Below are 23,796 nucleotides of genomic sequence, written 5' to 3'. Positions count from 1 at the left end.
TTAAAAAATGCGTTCCTGATGGACCCACACCGCGGCTTCAACGCGGGATTTTAGCTTCATTTTCTTCAGCATATGCTTCACGTGCACTTTGACCGTGCTTTCGGTGATATCCAGACGGCGGGCGATCATTTTGTTCGGCAGGCCCTGAGCGATCAGTTTAAGAATATCGCGTTCGCGCGGCGTTAACTGGCTGACGTCACGGTCAGACGTGGCGCGGTTCGCCCGCAGGCTGGCGGCCAGCACCGGCGTCAGGGCCTCGCTCAGCACCATCTCGCCTGCGGCCGCCTGTTGCAGCGCCTTCAGCAGGTCTTCCGGCTCCATATCCTTCAGCAGATAGCCATCCGCGCCGCGCTTCAGCGCCGTGACCACATCCTCTTCGTGGTTGGAGACGCTAAAGACCACCACGCGACCGGAAAGGGATTTCTCGCGCAGCTTGTCGAGCGTTTCCAGACCGTTCATGCCGGGCATATTGAGATCGAGCAGGATCAGATCGGGATCGAGGGATTCGGCAAGCTCAATGCCCTGTTCACCGTTACTGGCTTCGCCAACCACGGTAATATCGGGTGCCATGCTGACCAGCTGTTTTACGCCAGTACGCAGCATCGGATGGTCGTCAATCAACAGGATGGATGCCGGTTCCTGATTAGTCATGGGTTTCTCCTTGAGCAGTTGTAAGCGGTTTTTCGGGAATGAAGGTGACCACGACTTCCGTGCCCCCCGTCTCTCTCCGGCGAACCTGGCAATCACCGCGCAGGCTTTGGGCGCGGTCTCGCATAATGATTAAACCGTAGTGGTTAGTGCGTTCGGCGTTTTCCGGCACGCCGCGGCCGTTGTCGTAAACCGTCAACCTGACCTGGTTAGCGTGCTGGCTGACGGTGACCGTAACCGCCGTCGCTTCAGCGTGTTTAAGCACGTTGCTCAGCGCTTCGCGGGCGATCTGCAGCAGATGAATCGCCTGATGGGAAGGGACAAACCGCGGGGGGAGCTGGTAATCCAGCTTCACCGGGAAGCCCAGCCGGGCGCTAAATTCCTGACAGCTGGATTCCAGCGCCGGGCGCAGGCCCGGCTCGGTCAGCTGCAGGCGGAAGGTGGTCAGCAGCTCGCGCAGCTGTACCCAGGAGGTGTTCAGCTCGTTGCGGATCTGGCTCAGCAGCTGTTTATTGCTTTCCGGCATCTCCGCGTCCTGCATCTGCAGGCAGCTCACCTGCATTTTCATACAGGAGAGCGACTGGGCGATAGAATCGTGGAGCTCGCGGGCAATGGTCGCGCGCTCTTCCATGACGATCAGCTGCTGCTGCTTTTCCTGATGTCGGTCAAGCGCCAGCGTGGCCGTTAGCTGTTCAACCAACGTATCAACCAGCTGCTGCTGGTCGTGGCTCAGATGACGCCCGGCTGGCAGCGTTGCCAGCAGAATACCGTACTGGGTATGGCTGTCCGTCAGCCGCCACTTCAGGGTAGTGCCGCCAGTAGTCTGCAGCGGCAGGCCGCGCGGGCACAGGTGACAGCCTTTATCATCGCAGGACATGTCGGACTGACAGGTAAACTCCTGATGATTATCTTCATCTTCCACATCGTAAACCCGCAGCTCCAGGTCATGCAGCAGGGTCAGATTTTGCAAGCCGTTCAGCACCGGCGAAAGGCGTTCACATAGCGGCACCTGCATGTGCAGCCGACGGTTGGCCTGCCAAAGGAAGGAGAGGATTTCGTTTTTCTGCTCCAGCCCGGCCGTTTTTTCCTGCACGCGCTGCTCCAGCACCGCATAGCTTTCAGAGAGCTCCGCCGACATGGTGTTCAGTGCCTGGCCGAGCATGGCCATCTCGTTGCGACCGTTGATGTGCGTACGCTGGGTAAAATCTCTGTTCGTCACGGCGCGCGCCATCGCCAGCAGCTGTTTCCACGGATTCAGCAGCCGCGCCCGGAGCCAGATAATGGTGAAGATCAGCAGCAGGCCCATAAACAGCGCCATGGCACGGTGTACCATCACCACCCGATCGATGCGTAATTCGGTGGTTTGGTCGAAAGAGGAGACCAGCGCGTCAATGCGGGATACGAAACCCGCTACGTCCTGAGCAACGGTTTCGGCGCTGCGCGCCTGTTTCAGGCCGGGTTCCAGCTGGGTGTGCCAGTAGCCCTGCAGGGCTTTAAGCTGGGATTGCTGGCCGGCGCGGATGGCAGCGTTTTCCAGTTCAGGGCTGAAGGCCGTGCGCTCCATTTCATCAATCAAGGGCCGATCGCCCTGCGTCAGAGGAACCGACGCCAGCAGACGATAACTCTGCATGCGTAGCGAGCCTGCCTCGTTGATGGCATGTGCATTACCCTGTACTCCCTGTACCAGCCAGCCGGAAATCGCCATGCCGGTCACGCCAAGGGCGGTAGACAGCAAAACAATCAGGGCTAGCTGATTCACGAGAGTCAGCGGTGATAAACATCTTTTTAACATAGAGTTGCCGGGCTCCTGACGTGGCCTGCTTGCAGGAATGGCGTTATTCTGGTGCATACCCTGGAGTATACCCATACCAATAAAGGATTACCCCTAAATTGCCAACGGAGTATAGGCGAAGAAGCGGTGGTAGCAAGGAACCGTCAGTACAGTGAAAAACCACGTCTTTTTTACCGAATTATTCTACTCACTAAGGATAAGCCCTTTTTTTGCGCCGCAAATCCCCGAACTTTTCCTTTGATTTATATCAACTTACCGCCGCCCTAAAACCCTAATGTTTGCAGCATCATTCGAGAATCAGAGGTGTCTATGAGTCACTCATCCGCTCCCGAAAGGGAAAATGGTGCCGTTATTACAGACTGGCGTCCAGAGGATCCGGCGTTCTGGCAACAGCGCGGCCATCGTGTAGCAAGCCGGAATCTGTGGATTTCCGTTCCGTGTCTGCTTTTAGCGTTTTGCGTATGGATGTTGTTTAGCGCGGTCGCGGTAAACCTGCCGAAAGTTGGGTTTACGTTTACGACCGATCAGCTGTTTATGTTGACCGCATTGCCGTCGCTGTCTGGCGCGCTGCTGCGTGTTCCATACGCGTTTATGGTGCCGGTCTTCGGCGGCCGCCGCTGGACGGCGTTCAGTACGGGCATCATGATCGTCCCTTGCGTGTGGCTTGGCTTCGCGGTGCAGGATATCTCCACCCCGTTCAGCGTGTTCGTGATTATCTCCCTGCTGTGCGGTTTTGCGGGGGCTAACTTTGCCTCCAGCATGGCGAACATCAGCTTCTTCTTCCCGAAAGCGAAGCAGGGCGGCGCGCTGGGCATTAACGGCGGTCTGGGCAACATGGGCGTGAGCGTGATGCAGCTGATTGCGCCGCTGGCGATCTCTGTTTCTATTTTTGCCGCCTTCGGCGGCGGTGGCGTGGAGCAGGCGGACGGTTCTTCCCTCTACCTGCAGAACGCGGCCTGGATTTGGGTCCCGTTCCTGGTGGTCTTCACCCTGGCAGCCTGGTTCTTTATGAACGATCTGAGCGCGTCAAAGGCCTCTTTGAGCGAGCAGCTGCCGGTGCTGAAGCGTGGACACCTCTGGGTGATGGCGCTGCTGTATCTGGCTACCTTCGGTTCGTTTATCGGCTTCTCAGCGGGCTTTGCGATGCTGTCGAAAACCCAGTTCCCGGACGTGCAGATCCTGCAGTTCGCTTTCTTCGGCCCGTTCATTGGCGCACTGGCGCGCTCGCTGGGCGGTATGATCTCTGACCGTCTGGGCGGTACCCGCGTGACGCTGGTGAACTTTATTGTGATGGCGGTCTTCTGCGCGCTGCTGTTCCTGACGCTGCCTGCTGACGGGCAGGGCGGTAGCTTCATCGCCTTCTTCGCCGTGTTTATGGTGCTGTTCCTGACCGCCGGACTGGGGAGTGCTTCCACCTTCCAGATGATCTCCGTGATCTTCCGCAAGCTGACGATGGATCGCGTGAAAGCGCAGGGTGGAAGCGAAGAGCAGGCCATGCGTGAAGCGGCGACAGATACGGCTGCGGCGCTGGGCTTTATCTCTGCGATTGGCGCCATTGGCGGCTTCTTTATCCCGAAAGCGTTCGGTATCTCGCTGGACCTGACCGGCTCTCCGGCAGGCGCCATGAAAGTCTTCCTCGTCTTCTATATCGCCTGCGTTGTGATTACGTGGCTGGTATATGGCCGGAATACCAAGAAAAATAAGTAAGTGTGATTATCCGTTTGCGCGGCCTTCGGGCCGCGTTTTTTTGGTCGAATAATAGTTACAACATACTGAAAGCTTTTACAGCAGCCGCCTGCGGGTAACATTGTGATCGCCATCGCGTTGCAGGCTGGTCTACCCCTTAATACCTGAGATGTTAAATTTTGCCCGGGTTATTGTACGATGAATGAAAAATGTCTTTATAAATCATTTAGTTATTTATTTTAAAAATATACCGCTTTGGTGGTATTTAGTCTAACCCCTCCTTTTAAAGTCCCTCTTCGTCTTGATCGTTATCAATTCTCCTCCTCTTTCAGGGCGTTACCTTCGCTGCAAATCAGCAATGTCGATTTAGAGAGCCACAGGCTCCATACAGGAGATACCCGATGAGCAAATTTTTGGACCGGTTTCGCTACTTCAAACAGAAGGGTGAAACGTTTGCCGATGGGCACGGCCAGGTTCTGGATACCAACCGGGACTGGGAAGACGGTTACCGCCAGCGCTGGCAGCATGACAAAGTCGTCCGTTCTACCCACGGCGTAAACTGCACTGGCTCATGTAGCTGGAAGATTTTCGTTAAAAACGGTCTGGTGACCTGGGAAATGCAGCAGACCGACTATCCGCGCACCCGCCCGGATATGCCAAACCACGAACCGCGCGGCTGCCCGCGTGGCGCCAGCTACTCCTGGTATCTCTACAGCGCTAACCGTCTGAAATACCCTCTGATGCGTAAGCGCCTGATGAAAATGTGGCGTGAAGCGAAAGTGCAGCACAGCGATCCGGTGGATGCCTGGGCGTCCATCATTGAGGACGCCGACAAAGCGAAAAGCTTCAAGCAGGCTCGCGGTCGCGGTGGCTTCGTTCGCTCTTCCTGGAAAGAGGTGAACGAGCTGATTGCCGCCTCCAACGTCTACACCGTCAAAACCTACGGTCCTGACCGCGTGGCGGGCTTCTCGCCAATCCCGGCGATGTCGATGGTCTCTTACGCCTCCGGGGCTCGCTATCTGTCACTTATCGGCGGTACCTGCCTGAGCTTCTACGACTGGTACTGTGACCTGCCGCCTGCGTCTCCGCAAACCTGGGGCGAGCAGACCGATGTGCCGGAATCCGCGGACTGGTACAACTCAAGCTACATCATTGCCTGGGGCTCTAACGTACCGCAGACCCGTACCCCGGACGCGCACTTCTTTACCGAAGTTCGTTACAAAGGGACCAAAACCGTTGCGGTCACCCCGGACTACGCCGAAATCGCCAAGCTGTGCGACCTGTGGCTGGCGCCGAAACAGGGTACCGACGCCGCGATGGCGATGGCGATGGGCCACGTCATGCTGCGTGAATTCCATCTCGACAAGCCAAGCCAGTACTTTACCGACTACGTGCGTCGCTACACCGACATGCCGATGCTGGTGATGCTGGAAGAGCGTGAGGGCTACTATGCCGCGGGCCGCACGCTGCGCGCTGCCGATCTGGTGGATTCGCTGGGCCAGGAAAACAACCCTGAGTGGAAAACCGTTGCGTACAACAGCAACGGCGAGCTGGTAGTGCCAAACGGCTCTATTGGCTTCCGCTGGGGAGAGAAGGGCAAGTGGAATCTTGAGCAACGCAACGGCACCACCGGCGAAGAGACGGAGCTGCGTCTGAGCATGCTGGGCAGCCAGGACGAGATTGCCGAGGTCGGCTTCCCGTACTTTGGCGGTGAAGGTTCCGAGCACTTTAACAAGGTCGAACTGAAAAACGTTCTGATGCACAAGCTGCCGGTTAAGCGCCTGCAGCTGGCCGACGGCTCAACTGCACTCGTCACCACCGTTTATGACCTGACCATGGCGAACTACGGCCTGGAGCGCGGTCTGAACGATGAAAACTGCGCAACCGGCTATGACGACGTGAAGGCGTACACCCCGGCCTGGGCGGAGCAGATCACCGGCGTACCGCGCGCGCAGATCGTTCGTATTGCCCGCGAGTTTGCGGAAAACGCCGACAAGACCCACGGTCGCTCTATGATCATCGTCGGCGCCGGTCTGAACCACTGGTATCACCTCGATATGAACTATCGCGGTCTGATCAACATGCTGATCTTCTGCGGCTGCGTTGGTCAGAGCGGCGGCGGCTGGGCGCACTACGTGGGCCAGGAAAAACTGCGTCCGCAGACCGGCTGGCAGCCGCTGGCGTTTGCCCTCGACTGGCAGCGTCCGGCACGCCACATGAACAGCACCTCCTACTTCTATAACCACTCCAGCCAGTGGCGCTACGAAACGGTCACCGCGCAGGAACTGCTGTCGCCGATGGCGGATAAATCCCGCTACAGCGGCCACCTGATTGACTTCAACGTGCGCGCTGAGCGTATGGGCTGGCTGCCTTCTGCGCCGCAGCTGGGCACTAACCCGCTGCGCATTGCACAAGAGGCGAAGCAGGCGGGGATGTCGCCGGTGGACTACACCGTGAAATCATTGAAGGATGGCTCAATCCGCTTCGCGGCAGAACAGCCTGAAAACGGTAAAAACCATCCGCGTAACCTGTTCATCTGGCGCTCCAACCTGCTGGGCTCGTCCGGTAAAGGCCACGAGTACATGCTGAAATACCTGCTCGGTACCGAAAACGGTATTCAGGGGAAAGATCTCGGCAAGCAGGGCGGCGTGAAGCCGGAAGAGGTGGAGTGGAAAGATAACGGTCTGGACGGCAAGCTGGATCTGGTGGTGACCCTCGACTTCCGTCTGTCCAGCACCTGCCTGTACTCCGACATTGTGCTGCCAACTGCGACCTGGTACGAAAAAGACGATATGAATACCTCGGATATGCATCCGTTTATTCATCCGCTGTCTGCGGCCGTTGACCCGGCGTGGGAATCGAAAAGCGACTGGGATATCTACAAAGACATCGCGAAGAAATTCTCCGAAGTCTGCGTGGGGCACCTGGGCAAAGAGACCGACGTGGTGACGCTGCCAATCCAGCACGACTCCGCCGCCGAGCTGGCGCAGCCGCTGGACGTGAAGGACTGGAAAAAAGGCGAGTGCGACCTGATCCCGGGCGTGACCGCGCCGCACATTATTCCGGTTGAACGCGACTACCCGGCGACCTATGAGCGCTTTACCTCTATCGGCCCGCTGATGGAGAAAATCGGCAACGGCGGGAAAGGGATCGCCTGGAACACCCAGAGCGAAATGGACCTGCTGCGCAAGCTCAATTACACCAAAGCGGACGGCCCGGCGAAAGGCCAGCCAATGCTGAACACGGCGATTGATGCGGCAGAGATGATCCTGACCCTGGCCCCGGAAACCAACGGCCACGTGGCGGTGAAAGCCTGGGCGGCACTGAGCGAGTTCACCGGCCGCGACCATACGCATCTGGCGACGAATAGAGAGGAAGAGAAAATCCGCTTCCGCGATATTCAGGCGCAGCCGCGCAAGATTATCTCCAGCCCGACCTGGTCAGGTCTGGAAGATGAGCATGTGTCCTATAACGCGGGCTACACCAACGTTCACGAGCTTATCCCGTGGCGCACCCTGTCCGGCCGTCAGTCGCTGTATCAGGATCACCAGTGGATGCGCGACTTCGGCGAAAGCCTGCTGGTGTATCGTCCGCCAATCGACACCCGCTCCGTGAAAGCGGTGATGGGCGCGAAATCCAACGGTAACCCGGAGAAAGCGCTGAACTTCCTGACGCCGCACCAGAAGTGGGGTATCCACTCCACCTACAGCGACAACCTGCTGATGCTGACCCTTTCTCGCGGCGGTCCGATTGTCTGGATGAGCGAAACGGACGCCAAAGATCTGGGTATCGAAGATAACGACTGGATCGAAGTGTTCAACAGCAACGGTGCCCTGACGGCGCGTGCGGTGGTGAGCCAGCGCGTACCGGCCGGGATGACCATGATGTACCACGCGCAGGAGCGTATCGTTAACCTGCCGGGGTCCGAGATCACCGAGCAGCGCGGCGGTATTCACAACTCCGTGACGCGTATTACGCCAAAGCCGACCCACATGATCGGTGGCTATGCGCAGCTGGCCTACGGCTTTAACTACTACGGCACCGTAGGATCGAACCGCGATGAGTTCGTGGTGGTACGTAAGATGAAGAATATTAACTGGTTAGACGGCGAAGGTAATGACCAGGTACAGGAGAGCGTAAAATGAAAATTCGTTCACAAGTCGGCATGGTGCTGAATCTGGATAAATGCATCGGCTGTCATACCTGCTCGGTCACCTGTAAAAACGTCTGGACCAGCCGCGAAGGTATGGAGTACGCCTGGTTCAACAACGTGGAAAGCAAGCCGGGCACCGGCTTCCCGACCGACTGGGAAAACCAGGAGAAGTGGAAGGGCGGCTGGATCCGTAAAATCAACGGCAAGCTGCAGCCGCGCATGGGTAACCGCGCGATGCTGCTGGGTAAAATCTTCGCTAACCCGCACCTGCCGGGCATCGAGGATTACTACGAGCCGTTTGATTACGACTACCAGAACCTGCACAACGCGCCGGAAAGCAAACACCAGCCGATCGCCCGTCCCCGTTCGCTGATCACCGGGAAGCGCATGGACAAAATTACCAGCGGTCCAAACTGGGAAGAAATTCTGGGCGGCGAGTTCGAAAAACGCGCCAAAGACCAGAACTTCGAGAACATGCAGAAGGCGATGTACGGCCAGTTCGAAAATACCTTCATGATGTACCTGCCGCGCCTGTGCGAGCACTGCCTCAACCCGGCGTGCGTGGCGACCTGCCCAAGCGGCGCCATCTACAAGCGTGAAGAAGACGGCATCGTGCTGATCGACCAGGACAAGTGCCGCGGCTGGCGCATGTGCATCACCGGCTGCCCGTACAAAAAAATCTACTTCAACTGGAAGAGTGGTAAATCAGAGAAGTGCATCTTCTGCTACCCGCGTATCGAAGCCGGTATGCCGACCGTTTGCTCTGAGAGCTGCGTGGGCCGTATTCGCTACCTCGGCGTGCTGCTGTACGACGCGGACGCGATTGAAAATGCCGCGAGCACCGAGAACGAGAAAGATCTGTACCAGCGTCAGCTGGACGTGTTCCTCGATCCGAACGATCCGAAGGTGATTGAGCAGGCGCTGAAAGACGGCATTCCGCAGAGCGTCATCGACGCGGCGCAGCAGTCTCCGGTGTACAAAATGGCGATGGACTGGAAGCTGGCCCTGCCGCTGCACCCGGAATACCGCACCCTGCCGATGGTCTGGTACGTGCCGCCGCTGTCACCGATTCAGTCTGCCGCTGACGCGGGCGAACTGGGCAGCAACGGCATTCTGCCGGACGTGGAAAGCCTGCGTATCCCGGTTCAGTACCTGGCTAACCTGCTGACAGCAGGGGATACCCAGCCGGTACTGCTGGCGCTGAAACGTATGCTGGCGATGCGTCACTTCAAACGTGCGGAAACCGTTGACGGCGTTAACGATACTCGCGCGCTGGAAGAGGTGGGCCTGACTGAAGCGCAGGCGCAGGAGATGTACCGCTACCTCGCAATTGCCAACTACGAAGACCGTTTCGTGGTGCCGAGCAGCCACCGCGAGCTGGCCCGAGAGGCCTTCCCGGAGAAAAATGGCTGCGGCTTTACCTTCGGTGACGGTTGCCACGGGTCTGACAGCAAATTCAACCTGTTCAACAGCCGCCGCATCGACGCTATGGATGTGACCAGCAAAACGGAGCCGCACCAATGATTGAACTCGTCATTGTTTCGCGTCTGCTCGAGTACCCGGATGCTGCGCTTGCGCAGCATCAGCAGGAACTCTTTGATGCACTCGCGTCATCTGAAAACCTGGACAAAGAGGACGCCCAGCGGCTTGGCGTTTTCCTCCGCGATCTGCTGGCGCGCGATCTTCTGGATGCCCAGGCGGACTATAGCCAGCTGTTTGACCGCGGGCGCGCGACGTCGCTGCTGCTGTTTGAACATGTTCACGGGGAATCCCGCGACCGCGGTCAGGCGATGGTTGACCTGATGGCCCAGTACGAGCAGCACGGCCTGCAGCTCGACAGCCGCGAGCTGCCGGATCACTTGCCGCTGTACCTTGAGTATCTGGCACAGCTGCCGAAAGAAGAGGCGCTGGGCGGTCTGCAGGACATCGCGCCGATTCTGGCGCTGCTCGGCGCGCGTCTTCAGCAGCGCGAGAGCCGCTATGCGGTACTGTTCGACCTGCTGGTGAAGCTGGCTAACGCCTCTGTAGACAGTGAAAAAGTGGCGGAGAAAATCGCGGATGAAGCCCGCGACGATACCCCGCAGGCGCTGGATGCGGTCTGGGAAGAAGAGCAGGTGAAATTCTTTGCTGACCAGAACTGCGGGGAGTCTGAAATCTCGACTCACCAGCGTCGTTTTGCCGGCGCGGTTGCCCCGCAATATTTGAATATCTCTAACGGAGGACGGCACTAATGCACTTCCTGAATATGTTCTTCTTTGACATTTACCCGTATATCGCGGGCACCGTGTTCCTGGTGGGAAGCTGGCTGCGCTATGACTACGGCCAGTACACCTGGCGTGCTGCCTCCAGCCAGATGCTGGATCGTAAGGGGATGCACGTCGCGTCTAACCTGTTCCACATCGGGATCCTGGGGATTTTTGCCGGTCACTTCCTGGGGATGCTTACGCCGCACTGGATGTACGAAGCGTGGCTGCCAATTGAGGTGAAGCAGAAGATGGCGATGATCGCCGGCGGTGCCTGCGGCGTGATGACCCTGGTAGGTGGCCTGCTGCTGCTGAAGCGTCGTCTGTTCAGCCCGCGCGTGCGTGCGACCACTACCGCAGCGGACATCCTGATCCTCTCCCTGCTGATGGTGCAGTGCGCGCTGGGCCTGCTGACCATTCCGTTCTCGGCGCAGCATATGGACGGCAGCGAGATGATGAAGCTGGTGGGCTGGGCGCAGTCCGTGGTGACCTTCCACGGCGGAGCGTCTGAGCACCTGGACGGCGTGGCGTTTATCTTCCGCGTTCACCTGGTGCTGGGGATGACGCTGTTTGTGCTGTTCCCGTTCTCCCGCCTGGTGCACATCTGGAGCGCGCCGGTGGAGTACCTGACGCGCAAATACCAGATTGTGCGTGCCCGCCGCTAATTCAGCGTTTTGATACTCACCCCGCATTCGCGGGGTTTTTTTTCGCCCCAGCCCAGGTTGTTGCCCGCCGCAGCAAACAGGATCAACGCGCCGCCCGCCAGCTGCGTCAGGTTCAGCGAGTGTCCGAACACCAGATTATCGACAACAATCGCCACCACCGGATAGATAAACGACAGGGAACCGGTTATGGGGGTAGGCAGCTTCTGAATCGCGCTATACAGCAGCTGGTACATTATGCCGGTATGGACGATGCCGAGCGTAAGCAGGATCGGCCAGGGGAAATCACCGGAAAAAGTCGGCAGGCTGGCAAACGGCAGAAGCATCACGACGCCCGTCAGCACCTGAATAAAAGCAATATGCTGCGGTGCGATGGTTTTCAGTTTGCGCGCAATGATTGCCGTCAGCGCGTAGAAGAAGGCCGCGGCCATGGCCAGACCGATACCGGTGAGCCATTCAGTGCCGTGGGCACCGGTCAGTTCGCTGGAGAGCAGTATTACCACACCGCCAAAGGCGAGGAACAACCAGCCCCATTTCACCAGGCTGACGCGCTCGCCTAAAAACATCCCCATCAGGACCAGCATAAACGGCTGTGTGTTATAGACCACGGTAGAGAGGCCAATAGAGATGCGTTCATAGGCTGCGAAGAGCAGCAGCCAGTTCACTACTAAAGCCACACCGCCGAGAATCGCCAGCAGCAGCGTGGTGCGGGTAAGGGGACTAAAGGGCTTTTGACTTACCCGGATAAAAATAAAAAGCGCCATTGCCCCAATAAGGCAGCGCCAGAACACCACTTCCGTTACCGGCAGACCGCTGAGCAAAACAAACGCCCCGATAGAGCCGGAAATTAACATCGCCAGGCTCATTTGCCAGACGCCTTTATGGAAATCGCGCATCATCCACCTCCTGATTGAATGACGCTATTGTCGAAAAATGCTGTCGGGTTTTACAGGGGTGATATAAGGTTGAAAGTGTTAACTGCTTTTTAAAATTAGGTGAAACGAGTGGAATACCTTATTGATGATATCGACCGGCAAATTTTATCCTGCCTGGTTGAAGATGCGCGGATGTCTTTGAAGGTGCTCAGTGGCCGCATCGGTCTGACCTCACCCAGCACGGCAGAGCGTCTGAAGCGGCTGGAAGAGCGGGGCGTGATTCAGGGATATGGTGCGCGGGTGAATCTGGCCGCGCTGGGGTATACGCTGCAGGCGCTGGTGCGCGTGCGGCCTCTGCCGGGGCTGTTGCATAAGGTGGATAAATACATTCAGGCGATGCCGGAGTGTATTGAGAGCGACAAGGTGACCGGGGAAGACTGCTTTGTGATTAGGCTGGTGGTGCGATCGATAGAGCAACTGGATGCGCTGCTGGACGGGCTGGCGGAGCATGCCCAGTGTAATACGTCGATTGTGAAGAGTTCGCCGGTCAAGCGCCGGTTGCCGCCGATGTAGATTTCTGTTGCCGGGTGGCGGCTGCGCCTTACCCGGCCTGCGAAGGTTGATTCGTTTCGGTTTTGTTATGACGTTTGGATTTTATTGAAAGCGATGGTGGTGGGGGAAGGATTACTCGGCGCGTTGCGCCTCGCCCTTCGGGTCGTTGCCTGCGGCAAGGCTTTCTCGCTACGCTCGAATCGAAGCTTCTCATCCTTCCCCGTTATGGGAATACATGATGCGCAGTGCGAATAGAAAATTTAAGGTCATTTGGAAGTGATGGTGGTGGGGGAAGGATTCGAACCTTCGAAGTCGATGACGGCAGATTTACAGTCTGCTCCCTTTGGCCGCTCGGGAACCCCACCAGGGGTAATTCAAATTTTGAGGTCGTGCTGAGAGATGGTGGTGGGGGAAGGATTCGAACCTTCGAAGTCGATGACGGCAGATTTACAGTCTGCTCCCTTTGGCCGCTCGGGAACCCCACCACGGGGTAATGCTTTTAACTGGCCTGCTTCCTGCTGGAAGCGGGGCGCATCATATCAAATGAGACGCCCCTGTAAAGCATTCCTTTAGGGAAATGAAGTTGTTTGCCTGCTTTTTATCCGTAAAGGCGCAAAGCTAATCAATTCATTTTCCGAAAGATTAAAGAATGATGGTTCTGTTACCGTAGACAAAGACACGCTGCGCCAGCACCTGATACAGGGCACGACTCAACACGTTCTTCTCAACGTCACGTCCGGCACGCATCATATCTTCCGCGGTATAGGTGTGATCCACGTGAATCACGTCCTGCATGATGATTGGGCCTTCGTCCAGGTTGTCATTCACGTAGTGCGCGGTGGCGCCGATGATCTTCACGCCTCGCTCGTACGCCTGATGGTATGGGCGGGCGCCAATGAAGGCCGGGAGGAACGAGTGGTGGATGTTGATAATCTTGTTCGGGAAACGCGCCACGAAGGAAGGCGTCAGCACGCGCATATATTTCGCCAGCACCACGTAGTCTGGGTTATGCGCTTCAATGGCAGCAGCCATCAGGTTGTCGTGTTCTTCACGGGTATGGCCTTCATGGCTCACCAGCTCAAACGGAATATCAAAACGCTCAACCAGCGTGCGCAGGGTTTCGTGGTTACCGATAACAGCGGCGATTTCCACGTCCAGACCACCGTAATTGGCCTTCATCAATAGATCGCCCAGGCAGTGAGCCTCTTTTGTCACCAGAATCACAATGCGACGACGGCCCGCTGGATTCAGCTCACGCACGGAACCTTCCGGCAGCGCGCTGTCCAGATCGGCCAGCAGGGTGGTGTCGTTGAAAATGCCTTCCAGCTCGGTGCGCATGAAGAAGCGACCGGTACGGTGGTCAACGAACTCGTTGTTCTGCACGATATTCAGTTCATGCTTGTAGCAAATGTTGGTAATTCGTGCGATCAGCCCTTTTTGATCGGGACAGATAGTGCGCAGAACTTTACGTTGTAATGATTGCATCGCCGGGAAATCCTGTTTGTATTTGCGAAGTCTGGGTTGTCAGGCGTTACTGCCCGCAACACTTTTTGAATTTTTTTCCTGAACCACAAGGGCAGGGATCGTTACGACCAAACTGTGGGCGCGTACCGTCAATATAATACCATTGCCCGCTTTCCTTTAAGAACCGGGAACGCTCGATAATGGCGCCAGGCCTGGCGTTCTCGGTAAAACGGGCTACAAAGCTGACAAAGCCTTCGTCGTCGTGGCTGCCTGGTGACGATTCAAACACGGTAAGCCCAAGCCAGTGGGTGTTGGCGAACCCGGTTTCGATCTCCGGTCGGAAATCGGCGGCGTGGCAGGACGGGTGCCAGGTTTTTATCAGGTAGTCTGCGTCTTTGATCACAAAAGCAGTATACCGTGAACGCATGAGGTGTGACGGGTCCGGTGCAACCTGATTGCCAGAAAGATATCGCTGGCAACATAGGCTATACTCCAGAGCGCTACCACAAGGGCAGAGTTGAGACACGATTCTCTTCCTGGAAAAAAATAAGGGCGTAAAACGCTTCGGGTAGCACTATGTTAACTGAGCAGTTGCGTTGACGCTATGTCAGGAATCCAGGGGAAGTAAAACAGGGCTAATGAGAAAGGTTAAAATTGGACTGGCGCTGGGCTCAGGTGCAGCCCGCGGATGGTCTCATATCGGCGTGATTAATGCCTTAAACAAAATGGGTGTTGACGTTGATATCGTTGCAGGATGTTCAATAGGATCGCTGGTCGGCTCCGCTTACGCGTGCGGCAAACTCCCTGAACTCGAAACCTGGGTACGCTCCTTCAGTTACTGGGACGTGCTGCGTCTGATGGATCTCTCCTGGCAGCGCGGTGGGCTGCTGCGCGGTGAACGCGTCTTTAACCAGTTCCGCCGGGTGATGCCTCTCGAAGATTTTACTGACTGCCGGTTGCCTTTTGGCGCCGTCGCGACGAATCTCAGCACAGGCCGTGAACTCTGGCTGACCGAAGGGGATATTCACCTTGCGGTGCGTGCTTCATGCAGTATTCCAGGGCTTATGGCGCCCGTGCCTCATAACGGCTACTGGCTTGTCGATGGTGGCGTCGTGAACCCGGTTCCCATCTCTCTGACGCGTGCCATGGGGGCCGACATCGTCATCGCCGTGGATTTGCAGCACGATGCTCATCTGATGCAGCAAGACCTTATGCCGGTCAATCTCCAGAGCGAAAGTGCCGAAGTCGAAAAGCTTGCCTGGCATGAGCGCCTGCGCGGAAGAATCGGGCGTATGGCCGCACGGCGATCGGTTGCCGCGCCGACAGCCATGGAAATCATGACCACCTCAATTCAGGTTCTTGAAAATCGCCTCAAACGTAACCGTATGGCCGGCGATCCACCGGATATTCTTATTCAGCCTTACTGTCCGCAAATCTCTACCCTTGATTTCCATCGGGCTGAGGCCGCCATCGCAGCGGGCTCGCTAGCCGTCGAAAAGAAAATAGACGAGTTGCTGCCGTTTGTGCGAACAGCACGTTAAGCACCTTTTTTTGACTACTTCAGCAAAATCTGACAGGCGATAGTGCCGATAGCATGCCACTATTTAGTAACTGTCAGCCAGGGGAGGAACCATGACGCAGCCATTGGCCGGAAAACACATTTTGATTGTTGAAGACGAGCCCGTTTTCCGATCGCTACTGGATTCGTGGTTATCCTCGCTGGGAGCAAACACTTTACTGGCCGAAGATGGTGTCGACGCGCTGGAAAAAATGACCGGTATGACGCCCGATCTGATGATTTGCGACATCGCGATGCCGCGAATGAATGGGCTGAAACTGGTTGAACATCTGCGCAACGAGGGTGACCAGATGCCCATTCTGGTGATCTCCGCGACTGAGAATATGGCGGATATTGCCAAAGCATTACGTCTTGGCGTTCAGGATATTCTGCTTAAACCCGTCAAAGATCTGAGCCGGCTACGTGAAACGGTATTAGCGTGCCTTTATCCGAATATGTTTAATTCCCGTGTTGAGGAAGAGGAACGCCTTTTTCAGGACTGGGACGCGCTGGTGAGTAATCCGCCAGCGGCGGCGAAATTGCTGCAAGAGCTTCAGCCTCCCGTTCAGCAAACTATTTCCCACTGCCGCGTAAATTATCGCCAGCTGGTGGCGGCCGATCAGCCTGGGCTGGTGCTGGATATTGCACCTCTGTCTGATTCCGACCTCGCATTTTATTCTCTGGACGTAACCCGGGCAGGGGATAATGGCGTATTAGCTGCGTTGTTACTTCGTGCGCTCTTTAATGGATTATTGCAGGAACAGTTATCACATCAGGGACAACGGCTCCCTGAGTTAGGCAGTTTACTCAAACAGGTAAACCAGCTTTTTCGTCAGGCTAATTTACCCGGACAGTTCCCGCTGCTGGTTGGTTATTACCATAGCGGTTTAAAGAATCTTATCCTCGTTTCAGCAGGTCTCAACGCGTCATTGAATACCGGGGAGCACCATATTCAGGTGAGTAACGGTGTGCCGCTTGGAACACTGGGAACGGCGTATCTCAATCAAATTAGCCATCGCTGTTCTTCCTGGCAGTGCCAAATTTGGGGTGCCGGGGGAAGGCTACGCTTAATGTTGTCCACGGAATAAGCAATTGGATCTTAATTTTAAGATTGCTTTACCTGTGTTTTCTCGGGAGTGCTACTATCGCTGCCCAGATTCATGCGTATTTGTCCTAATTGATCGGCAACGCGTTCTTTTCAGACCCGGACTGCGGGGCGAGGCTGATATACTCAACGCGTTATTTATTGCATAAAAGTTCAAAACTTGAACAGCTCAGGAGAATTTGAATGGCTGCCCTAAATTCGAAAGTCAGAAAGGCCGTCATCCCGGTAGCGGGATTGGGGACCAGGATGTTACCAGCAACTAAGGCGATTCCTAAAGAGATGCTGCCTCTGGTTGATAAGCCATTAATCCAGTATGTCGTTAATGAGTGTATCGCGGCCGGCATCACTGAAATTGTGCTGGTTACGCATTCATCTAAAAACTCTATCGAAAACCACTTCGATACAAGTTTTGAACTCGAAGCCATGCTGGAAAAACGCGTTAAGCGTCAGCTGTTAGAAGAAGTTCAGTCTATTTGCCCTCCGCACGTTACCATCATGCAGGTCCGTCAGGGGCTGGCTAAAGGTCTGGGCCACGCGGTTATGTGTGCACACCCGGTTGTGGGTGATGAGCCTGTCGCGGTCATTCTGCCAGACGTTATTCTGGATGAATACGAATCCGATCTTTCCCAGGATAACCTGGCTGAGATGATCCATCGCTTCGACGAAACGGGCTGCAGCCAGATCATGGTTGAGCCTGTTGAAGATGTGACCGCTTACGGTGTGGTTGACTGCAAGGGTGTGAACCTTGAGCCAGGCGAAAGCGTGCCAATGGTTGGTGTCGTAGAGAAGCCTAAAGCCGACGTAGCGCCGTCTAATCTGGCGGTGGTGGGTCGCTATGTCCTGAGCGCTGAAATCTGGCCTCTGCTGGCGAAAACGCCTCCAGGAGCAGGGGATGAAATCCAGCTGACGGATGCCATTGATATGCTGATCGAGAAAGAGACCGTTGAGGCTTACCACATGAAAGGTAAGAGCCATGACTGCGGTAATAAGCTCGGTTATATGCAGGCGTTCGTTGAATATGGCATTCGCCATAATACGCTGGGTGAAGAATTTAAAGGCTGGCTCAAAGAGAGTATGGGTATTAAGAAATAACCCGGGCGTAAATCTCTGAAACCGGTGTGGCGCTGCCCACCGGTTTTTTTATGCCCATAAAACGCCATCACGAGCCTGTTTGTAAGCAAAACTAAATAGCCGAATAACGCTTTATGACGGAGTGTAAGAGGATGTTTGTGATAAATTGCGGGCAAAAAAAATCCCGCCAGAGGCGGGATTTTTCTGAATTCGGCGTGATTAATCCTTGATCAGGAAGTCATCCAGCTGTTTACCTTGCTCATCCATGGCTTTCTTGATTACAGCAGGAGTACGGCCCTGGCCGGTCCAGGTTTTAGTTTCGCCGTTCTCATCAACATAGCTATATTTAGCAGGACGGGCAGCGCGTTTTGCTTTGGTACCGGTTTTTGCAGCAGCCATGCTGTTCAGCAATTCATTTGGATCGATACCATCAGCAATCAGCATTTCACGATATTGCTGCAGTTTACGCGTACGTTCTTCGATTTCAGCAGCAGCAGCGCTTTCTTCTTCGCGACGTTCATTAACTACAACTTCTAATTTTTCCAGCATTTCTTCGAGCGTTTCAAGGGTACATTCTCTTGCCTGCGCACGAAGAGTACGGATGTTGTTCAGAATTTTAAGTGCTTCGCTCATTGTAGTAATCTCAAACTTATAATGGGGGGTGGTTTGTTGACCTAATAATAGAGCCATAAATTCAGATGTGCAATAGCCAGGAATGTAAGGAATTCAAAAAATACTAAATAAAGCCGCTATTATTAATTACGCTAACTTAAATTTCCTCTTCGACAGTCTCGCTTGTTATCACGATAACCTGCTTAACCCCGCCGCTTGCATCTTTTTTTTGTGACATTTACCGCAGGAATTATAGTTTCGGCGGATAAATATCAGCCTTTTGTATTAGTTCCAGGCTACGGCGCTAAGGCAGGAATAGTTAATAAATAGTGAATTTTAATGAACGCGGATTCCACTATAAAAAGAAGTGTTATGTTTGGCTAACCATATAACCTATTCATCAGCATGACCTCCATTACTCTCTGTTTTAACGGATTATTTTTGCGAAAAGAAGGTGTTTTACACCTTTCAGCACGGCATCGTTTGTGCGGCGTGTCGCTGATGACCAGACAAAATATGGTACAATGAATCATCGGGAATATTACACATTGATTAGGGTTTGACGGCCAATGGCACAACTTTATTTCTACTATTCGGCAATGAATGCCGGTAAATCCACCGCGCTGCTGCAATCCTCATACAATTACCAGGAACGAGGAATGCGTACCGTTGTTTATACTGCTGAAATCGACGATCGCTTCGGTGCAGGGAAGGTGAGTTCCAGAATAGGCCTCTCTTCGCCAGCCAGGCTTTTTAACCCGCAAACTGACCTGCTGGAGGATATCCGCGCTGCGCATGCGTCAGAGCCTATTCACTGCGTTCTGGTTGATGAAAGCCAGTTCCTGACGCGTGAACAGGTGCACGCGCTCTCTGAAGTGGTTGATGAGCTCGATATCCCCGTCCTGTGCTACGGGCTGCGTACAGACTTCCGCGGGGAACTGTTTGCCGGAAGCCAGTATCTGCTTGCCTGGTCAGATAAGCTGGTTGAACTGAAAACTATCTGCTTCTGCGGACGCAAGGCCAGCATGGTGCTTCGTCTCGACCAGGCCGGAAAACCTTATGCGGACGGTGAGCAGGTGGTGATTGGCGGCAATGAACGCTATGTGTCGGTCTGTCGTAAGCATTATAAGGAAGCATTGTCCGTAGGCTCGCTCACGGCGATCCAGCACGACAACAGAAAATAATATCTGCTGTTGTTCAGACATAAAAAAACCCGCCACGAAGGCGGGTTTTTTCATCAGGCTGTCAGTTAAGCGCTTTTCTTCGCTTTCTTGTCAGCTTTAATGACCGGAGCTTCTGTTTTCACAGCAGCAACGTCACCTTCCTTGAACTCACGACCGTAGTAGGTATCCAGCAGAATCTGTTTCAGCTCGGAGATCAGTGGGTAGCGCGGGTTAGCACCAGTACACTGGTCATCGAAGGCATCTTCAGACAGCTTGTCTACGTGAGCGAGGAAGTCAGCTTCCTGAACGCCTGCTTCACGGATAGATTTAGGAATACCCAGTTCAGCTTTCAGGCTTTCCAGCCATGCCAGCAGTTTCTCAATCTTCGCAGCAGTACGGTCGCCCGGTGCGCTCAGACCAAGGTGGTCAGCGATTTCAGCATAACGACGACGCGCTTGCGGACGGTCGTACTGGCTGAAAGCAGTCTGCTTGGTTGGGTTGTCGTTAGCGTTATAACGGATAACGTTGCTGATCAACAGGGCGTTCGCCAGACCGTGAGGAATGTGGAACTGTGAACCCAGCTTGTGCGCCATAGAGTGGCAAACACCCAGGAAGGCGTTCGCAAACGCGATACCGGCGATGGTTGCTGCACTGTGGACACGTTCACGTGCTACAGGGTTTTTAGAACCTTCGTTGTAGGACGCTGGCAGGTTTTCTTTCAGCAGTTTCAGAGCCTGCAGAGCCTGACCGTCAGAGAACTCAGACGCCAGTACAGAAACGTAGGCTTCCAGGGCGTGAGTGACCGCATCCAGACCACCGAATGCACACAGAGATTTCGGCATCTCCATAACCAGGTTGGCATCAACGATAGCCATATCTGGGGTCAGCGCGTAGTCAGCCAGTGGATATTTCTGACCTGTTGCGTCATCCGTTACCACCGCAAATGGTGTCACTTCTGAACCGGTACCGGAAGTGGTAGTGACGGCGATCATTTTCGCTTTCACGCCCATTTTCGGGAACTTGTAGATACGTTTACGGATGTCCATAAAGCGCAGCGCCAGTTCTTCGAAGTGGGTTTCCGGATGCTCGTACATAACCCACATGATTTTCGCGGCGTCCATTGGGGAACCACCACCCAGTGCGATAATCACATCTGGTTTGAATGAATTCGCCAGCTCAGCACCTTTGCGGACAACGCTCAGGGTCGGGTCAGCTTCAACTTCGAAGAACACTTCAGTTTCGACGCCAGCCGCTTTCAGTACAGAGGTGATCTGGTCAGCGTAGCCGTTGTTGAACAGGAAACGGTCAGTCACGATGAGCGCACGTTTGTGGCCATCAGTAATCACTTCATCCAGCGCGATTGGCAGAGAGCCACGGCGGAAGTAGATAGATTTCGGAAGTTTGTGCCACAACATGTTTTCAGCTCGCTTAGCAACGGTTTTCTTGTTGATCAGGTGTTTTGGACCAACGTTTTCAGAGATGGAGTTACCACCCCAGGAACCACAACCCAGAGTCAGGGAAGGTGCGAGTTTAAAGTTATACAGGTCGCCAATACCACCCTGAGAAGCAGGGGTGTTAATCAGGATACGGGCTGTTTTCATCATCTGACCGAAGTGGGCAACACGCTCTGGCTGGTTATCCTGGTCGGTGTACAGACATGAGGTATGACCGATACCGCCCATGGCAACCAGCTTCTCGGCTTTCTCTACCGCGTCTTCGAAATCTTTCGCACGGTACATAGCAAGCGTTGGAGACAGTTTTTCGTGAGCAAACGGCTCGCTTTCGTCGACAACTTTAACTTCACCGATCAGGATTTTGGTGGTTGCCGGAACGGTAAAGCCTGCGAGTTCAGCGATCTTATAGGCTGGCTGACCCACGATAGCGGCGTTGAGCGCGCCATTTTTCAGGATAATGTCCTGAACCGCTTTCAGCTCTTTACCCTGCAGCAGGTAGCCACCGTGGCTGGCGAAACGTTCGCGTACTGCGTCGTACACGGAATCGACAACAACAACAGACTGTTCAGATGCACAGATAACGCCGTTATCGAAGGTTTTAGACATCAGAACAGACGCAACAGCACGTTTGATGTCAGCGGTTTCATCGATAACAACTGGGGTGTTACCTGCACCCACACCGATAGCTGGTTTACCGGAGCTGTATGCTGCTTTAACCATGCCAGGACCACCGGTCGCCAGAATCAGGTTAATGTCCGGGTGATGCATCAGCGCGTTGGACAGCTCAACAGAAGGTTGGTCGATCCAGCCAATCAGATCTTTTGGTGCGCCAGCGGCAATTGCAGCCTGCAGAACGATGTCTGCTGCTTTATTTGTCGCGTCTTTCGCACGTGGATGTGGAGAGAAGATGATTGCGTTACGGGTCTTCAGGCTGATCAGTGATTTGAAGATAGCCGTTGAAGTTGGGTTAGTGGTTGGAACAATACCGCAAATGATACCGATAGGTTCGGCGATGGTGATAGTCCCGAAGGTGTCGTCTTCAGACAGAACGCCACAGGTTTTCTCATCTTTATAGGCGTTGTAGATATACTCAGAAGCAAAGTGGTTTTTGATCACTTTATCTTCAACGATACCCATGCCAGATTCGGCAACGGCCATTTTAGCGAGAGGGATTCGAGCATCTGCAGCAGCCAGAGCGGCCGCGCGGAAGATTTTATCAACCTGTTCTTGGGTGAAATTGGCATATTCACGCTGGGCTTTTTTAACGCGCTCGACGAGGGCGTTCAGTTCAGCGATATTAGTAACAGCCATAATGCTCTCCTGATAATGTTTAAACTCTTTTAGTAAACCAGCGCTCGATACGTCAGACAGTATAGACAGTGCCAATACGACTTGCGTTACATAAAGTAAAACAAAGGGTTACTTTATGCTCCAGTACACTAATTTACTAAAAGAGCCTTACCTTAGCATCATCCCTTTTTGTCAGGTGACCTCCCTGGGGGCGTAATCAAGATTACTCACTTCTGAGTACAGAAATCATGATCTGCATCAATTTTCCACTAAGCTGATACCTTTCAGCAGGGTTATTTAATGGATATATTTCCACTGTTAATTAATTAAGTAACTATTGGAAGTGGCGCTATCATTGTCTCAACATATGTTTAACATTCTGAAATGCTAACGTTTTGGCACAGATTTCTGGTGAAGTATGCTAATAAAAAGCGTATCTTCAGCGCGATTTTTCATGACAACGTACCAGTCCCGGGCATGCGCAAAAGCGGAGCAAAACGTGATCCAAACGCTCTTTGATTTTCCTACGTATTTCAAATTTTTTATTGGTTTGTTTGCCCTGGTCAACCCGGTGGGGATCATTCCTGTCTTCATTAGTATGACCAGTTACCAGACGGCGGCGGCCCGGAACAAAACCAATCTCACCGCTAACCTGTCTGTGGCGATCATTTTGCTCACCTCGCTTTTCCTGGGAGATGCCATTCTCCAGATCTTTGGCATCTCGATTGACTCCTTCCGCATTGCGGGCGGGATCCTGGTGGTGACCATTGCCATGTCCATGATCAGCGGTAAGCTGGGTGAGGATAAGCAGAACAAGCAGGAAAAGTCAGAAACCGCCATTCGCGAAAGTATCGGCGTGGTTCCGCTGGCGTTACCCCTGATGGCCGGGCCGGGTGCCATCAGTTCGACGATTGTCTGGGGCACGCGTTACCATAGTCTCATGCACCTGATTGGCTTTTCTGTCGCAATTGCCGTTTTCGCGCTCTGTTGCTGGGGTGTATTCCGCATGGCGCCGTGGCTGGTGCGCTTGCTGGGGCAGACGGGCATTAACGTTATTACGCGTATTATGGGGCTGCTGTTGATGGCACTCGGGATCGAGTTCATTGTAACGGGTATTAAAAGCATTTTCCCCGGCTTGTTGCATTGATATTTCATATGAAAGAACGGCGCTGCGGCGCCGATTTTTTTATGTAATTATCAGCAAATCATATAAATAAAGTTGAAATGCTCACATATCATAATAAATTCTACTAATAATGTTCATTGCTTGTATTTCATAGAGTTATGAATTCCCCTCCAGTCCACCTGCGCAGAAAATCTTCGAACGCTCTGTTATTTTACTCACACGATAGTCTGGGGCTTGCTGAGTGATAACCGAAATGATATTAGTAATTTCAACATTCATGTAGATGAATGTGCTAAATAATAACCAGTTGTTAAATTTTTGTACAAAATCACGCGACGATAG

The 23,796-nt window shown here is 54.2% G+C and carries 18 protein-coding genes, 2 tRNA genes and 1 other RNA gene; 11 read left to right on the top strand and 10 right to left on the bottom strand.

The window, feature by feature from the left end:
- Nucleotides 1-651 (bottom strand): two-component system response regulator NarL, encoded by a 651-nt coding sequence (narL, locus tag V1603_RS16620; protein ID WP_003856701.1) that lies wholly within the window; start codon nt 649-651, stop codon nt 1-3.
- Nucleotides 644-2,440, bottom strand: a complete 1,797-nt coding sequence (gene narX, locus V1603_RS16615) for a nitrate/nitrite two-component system sensor histidine kinase NarX (protein ID WP_395312974.1) — start codon at nt 2,438-2,440, stop codon at nt 644-646. The genes narL and narX overlap by 8 nt, the downstream gene beginning before the upstream one ends.
- A gap of 309 nt (nt 2,441-2,749) precedes the next feature.
- On the opposite strand from narX, the gene V1603_RS16610 reads away from it, so the two are divergent.
- The 5 genes from V1603_RS16610 (at nt 2,750) to narI (ending at nt 11,187) form a co-directional block, all read left to right on the top strand.
- A complete protein-coding gene (locus V1603_RS16610) occupies nt 2,750-4,147 on the top strand; it encodes a NarK family nitrate/nitrite MFS transporter (protein WP_395312973.1) in 1,398 nt (465 codons plus the stop codon).
- A gap of 380 nt (nt 4,148-4,527) precedes the next feature.
- On the top strand, nt 4,528-8,271 hold the full coding sequence (locus V1603_RS16605; RefSeq protein ID WP_395312972.1) for a nitrate reductase subunit alpha: 3,744 nt from the start codon (nt 4,528-4,530) through the stop codon (nt 8,269-8,271).
- Nucleotides 8,268-9,803 (top strand): nitrate reductase subunit beta, encoded by a 1,536-nt coding sequence (gene narH, locus V1603_RS16600; RefSeq protein WP_151412510.1) that lies wholly within the window; start codon nt 8,268-8,270, stop codon nt 9,801-9,803. Before V1603_RS16605 ends, narH begins: the two co-directional genes overlap by 4 nt.
- A complete protein-coding gene (gene narJ, locus V1603_RS16595) occupies nt 9,800-10,510 on the top strand; it encodes a nitrate reductase molybdenum cofactor assembly chaperone (RefSeq protein ID WP_395312971.1) in 711 nt (236 codons plus the stop codon). The genes narH and narJ overlap by 4 nt, the downstream gene beginning before the upstream one ends.
- Complete coding sequence (gene narI / locus V1603_RS16590) at nt 10,510-11,187, top strand: respiratory nitrate reductase subunit gamma (RefSeq protein WP_021240339.1); 678 nt, start codon at nt 10,510-10,512, stop codon at nt 11,185-11,187. Before narJ ends, narI begins: the two co-directional genes overlap by 1 nt.
- Here narI and V1603_RS16585 read toward each other — a convergent pair.
- Complete coding sequence (locus V1603_RS16585) at nt 11,184-12,080, bottom strand: DMT family transporter (RefSeq protein ID WP_395313995.1); 897 nt, start codon at nt 12,078-12,080, stop codon at nt 11,184-11,186. The two genes, narI and V1603_RS16585, sit on opposite strands and share 4 nt — an antisense overlap.
- A gap of 108 nt (nt 12,081-12,188) precedes the next feature.
- On the opposite strand from V1603_RS16585, the gene V1603_RS16580 reads away from it, so the two are divergent.
- Entirely contained in the window at nt 12,189-12,632 is a 444-nt protein-coding gene (locus V1603_RS16580) for an Lrp/AsnC family transcriptional regulator (RefSeq protein ID WP_028013440.1), read from the top strand.
- Nucleotides 12,633-12,726: 94 nt separating this feature from the next.
- Here the strand turns inward: V1603_RS16580 and V1603_RS16575 are convergent.
- From V1603_RS16575 to V1603_RS16555, 5 genes are all read right to left on the bottom strand, one after another.
- Nucleotides 12,727-12,846, bottom strand: a non-coding RNA gene (locus V1603_RS16575) — RtT sRNA.
- Nucleotides 12,847-12,891: 45 nt separating this feature from the next.
- A tRNA-Tyr gene (locus tag V1603_RS16570) sits at nt 12,892-12,976 on the bottom strand.
- Nucleotides 12,977-13,011: 35 nt separating this feature from the next.
- Nucleotides 13,012-13,096, bottom strand: a tRNA-Tyr gene (locus V1603_RS16565).
- 157 nt (nt 13,097-13,253) lie between these two features.
- A complete protein-coding gene (gene purU / locus V1603_RS16560) occupies nt 13,254-14,096 on the bottom strand; it encodes a formyltetrahydrofolate deformylase (RefSeq protein ID WP_003856715.1) in 843 nt (280 codons plus the stop codon).
- Between the two features lie 46 nt (nt 14,097-14,142).
- Complete coding sequence (locus V1603_RS16555) at nt 14,143-14,601, bottom strand: YchJ family protein (RefSeq protein WP_395312970.1); 459 nt, start codon at nt 14,599-14,601, stop codon at nt 14,143-14,145.
- A 112-nt stretch (nt 14,602-14,713) separates the two neighbouring features.
- On the opposite strand from V1603_RS16555, the gene rssA reads away from it, so the two are divergent.
- The 3 genes from rssA (at nt 14,714) to galU (ending at nt 17,830) form a co-directional block, all read left to right on the top strand.
- Nucleotides 14,714-15,616: a patatin-like phospholipase RssA gene (rssA, locus tag V1603_RS16550; protein ID WP_233003023.1), complete on the top strand. Its 903-nt coding sequence runs from the start codon at nt 14,714-14,716 to the stop codon at nt 15,614-15,616.
- 91 nt (nt 15,617-15,707) lie between these two features.
- Entirely contained in the window at nt 15,708-16,721 is a 1,014-nt protein-coding gene (gene rssB / locus V1603_RS16545; protein WP_116339408.1) for a two-component system response regulator RssB, read from the top strand.
- Between the two features lie 200 nt (nt 16,722-16,921).
- Nucleotides 16,922-17,830, top strand: a complete 909-nt coding sequence (galU, locus tag V1603_RS16540; protein ID WP_028013435.1) for a UTP--glucose-1-phosphate uridylyltransferase GalU — start codon at nt 16,922-16,924, stop codon at nt 17,828-17,830.
- A 198-nt stretch (nt 17,831-18,028) separates the two neighbouring features.
- On the opposite strand, the gene hns is transcribed toward galU, so the two are convergent.
- The gene (gene hns / locus V1603_RS16535) at nt 18,029-18,442 is read right to left on the bottom strand and encodes a histone-like nucleoid-structuring protein H-NS (RefSeq protein ID WP_008502781.1); all 414 of its coding nucleotides are present in this window, start codon (nt 18,440-18,442) and stop codon (nt 18,029-18,031) included.
- Between the two features lie 548 nt (nt 18,443-18,990).
- Here hns and tdk point away from each other — a divergent pair.
- Nucleotides 18,991-19,605: a thymidine kinase gene (tdk, locus tag V1603_RS16530; protein WP_028013433.1), complete on the top strand. Its 615-nt coding sequence runs from the start codon at nt 18,991-18,993 to the stop codon at nt 19,603-19,605.
- A 65-nt stretch (nt 19,606-19,670) separates the two neighbouring features.
- Here tdk and adhE read toward each other — a convergent pair whose 3' ends face one another.
- Entirely contained in the window at nt 19,671-22,349 is a 2,679-nt protein-coding gene (adhE, locus tag V1603_RS16525) for a bifunctional acetaldehyde-CoA/alcohol dehydrogenase (RefSeq protein ID WP_028013432.1), read from the bottom strand.
- Between the two features lie 478 nt (nt 22,350-22,827).
- On the opposite strand from adhE, the gene V1603_RS16520 reads away from it, so the two are divergent.
- Nucleotides 22,828-23,475 (top strand): YchE family NAAT transporter, encoded by a 648-nt coding sequence (locus V1603_RS16520; protein ID WP_116339409.1) that lies wholly within the window; start codon nt 22,828-22,830, stop codon nt 23,473-23,475.
- Nucleotides 23,476-23,796: the final 321 nt, after the last annotated feature.

The sequence above is a fragment of the Enterobacter sp. ECC-219 genome, from assembly GCF_043966805.1.
In the GTDB taxonomy this organism is placed as follows: Bacteria; Pseudomonadota; Gammaproteobacteria; order Enterobacterales; family Enterobacteriaceae; genus Enterobacter; species Enterobacter cloacae_N.
The sequence above is the reverse complement of the archived record's forward strand: the minus strand, read 5'-3'. Positions and strand labels throughout refer to the sequence as shown.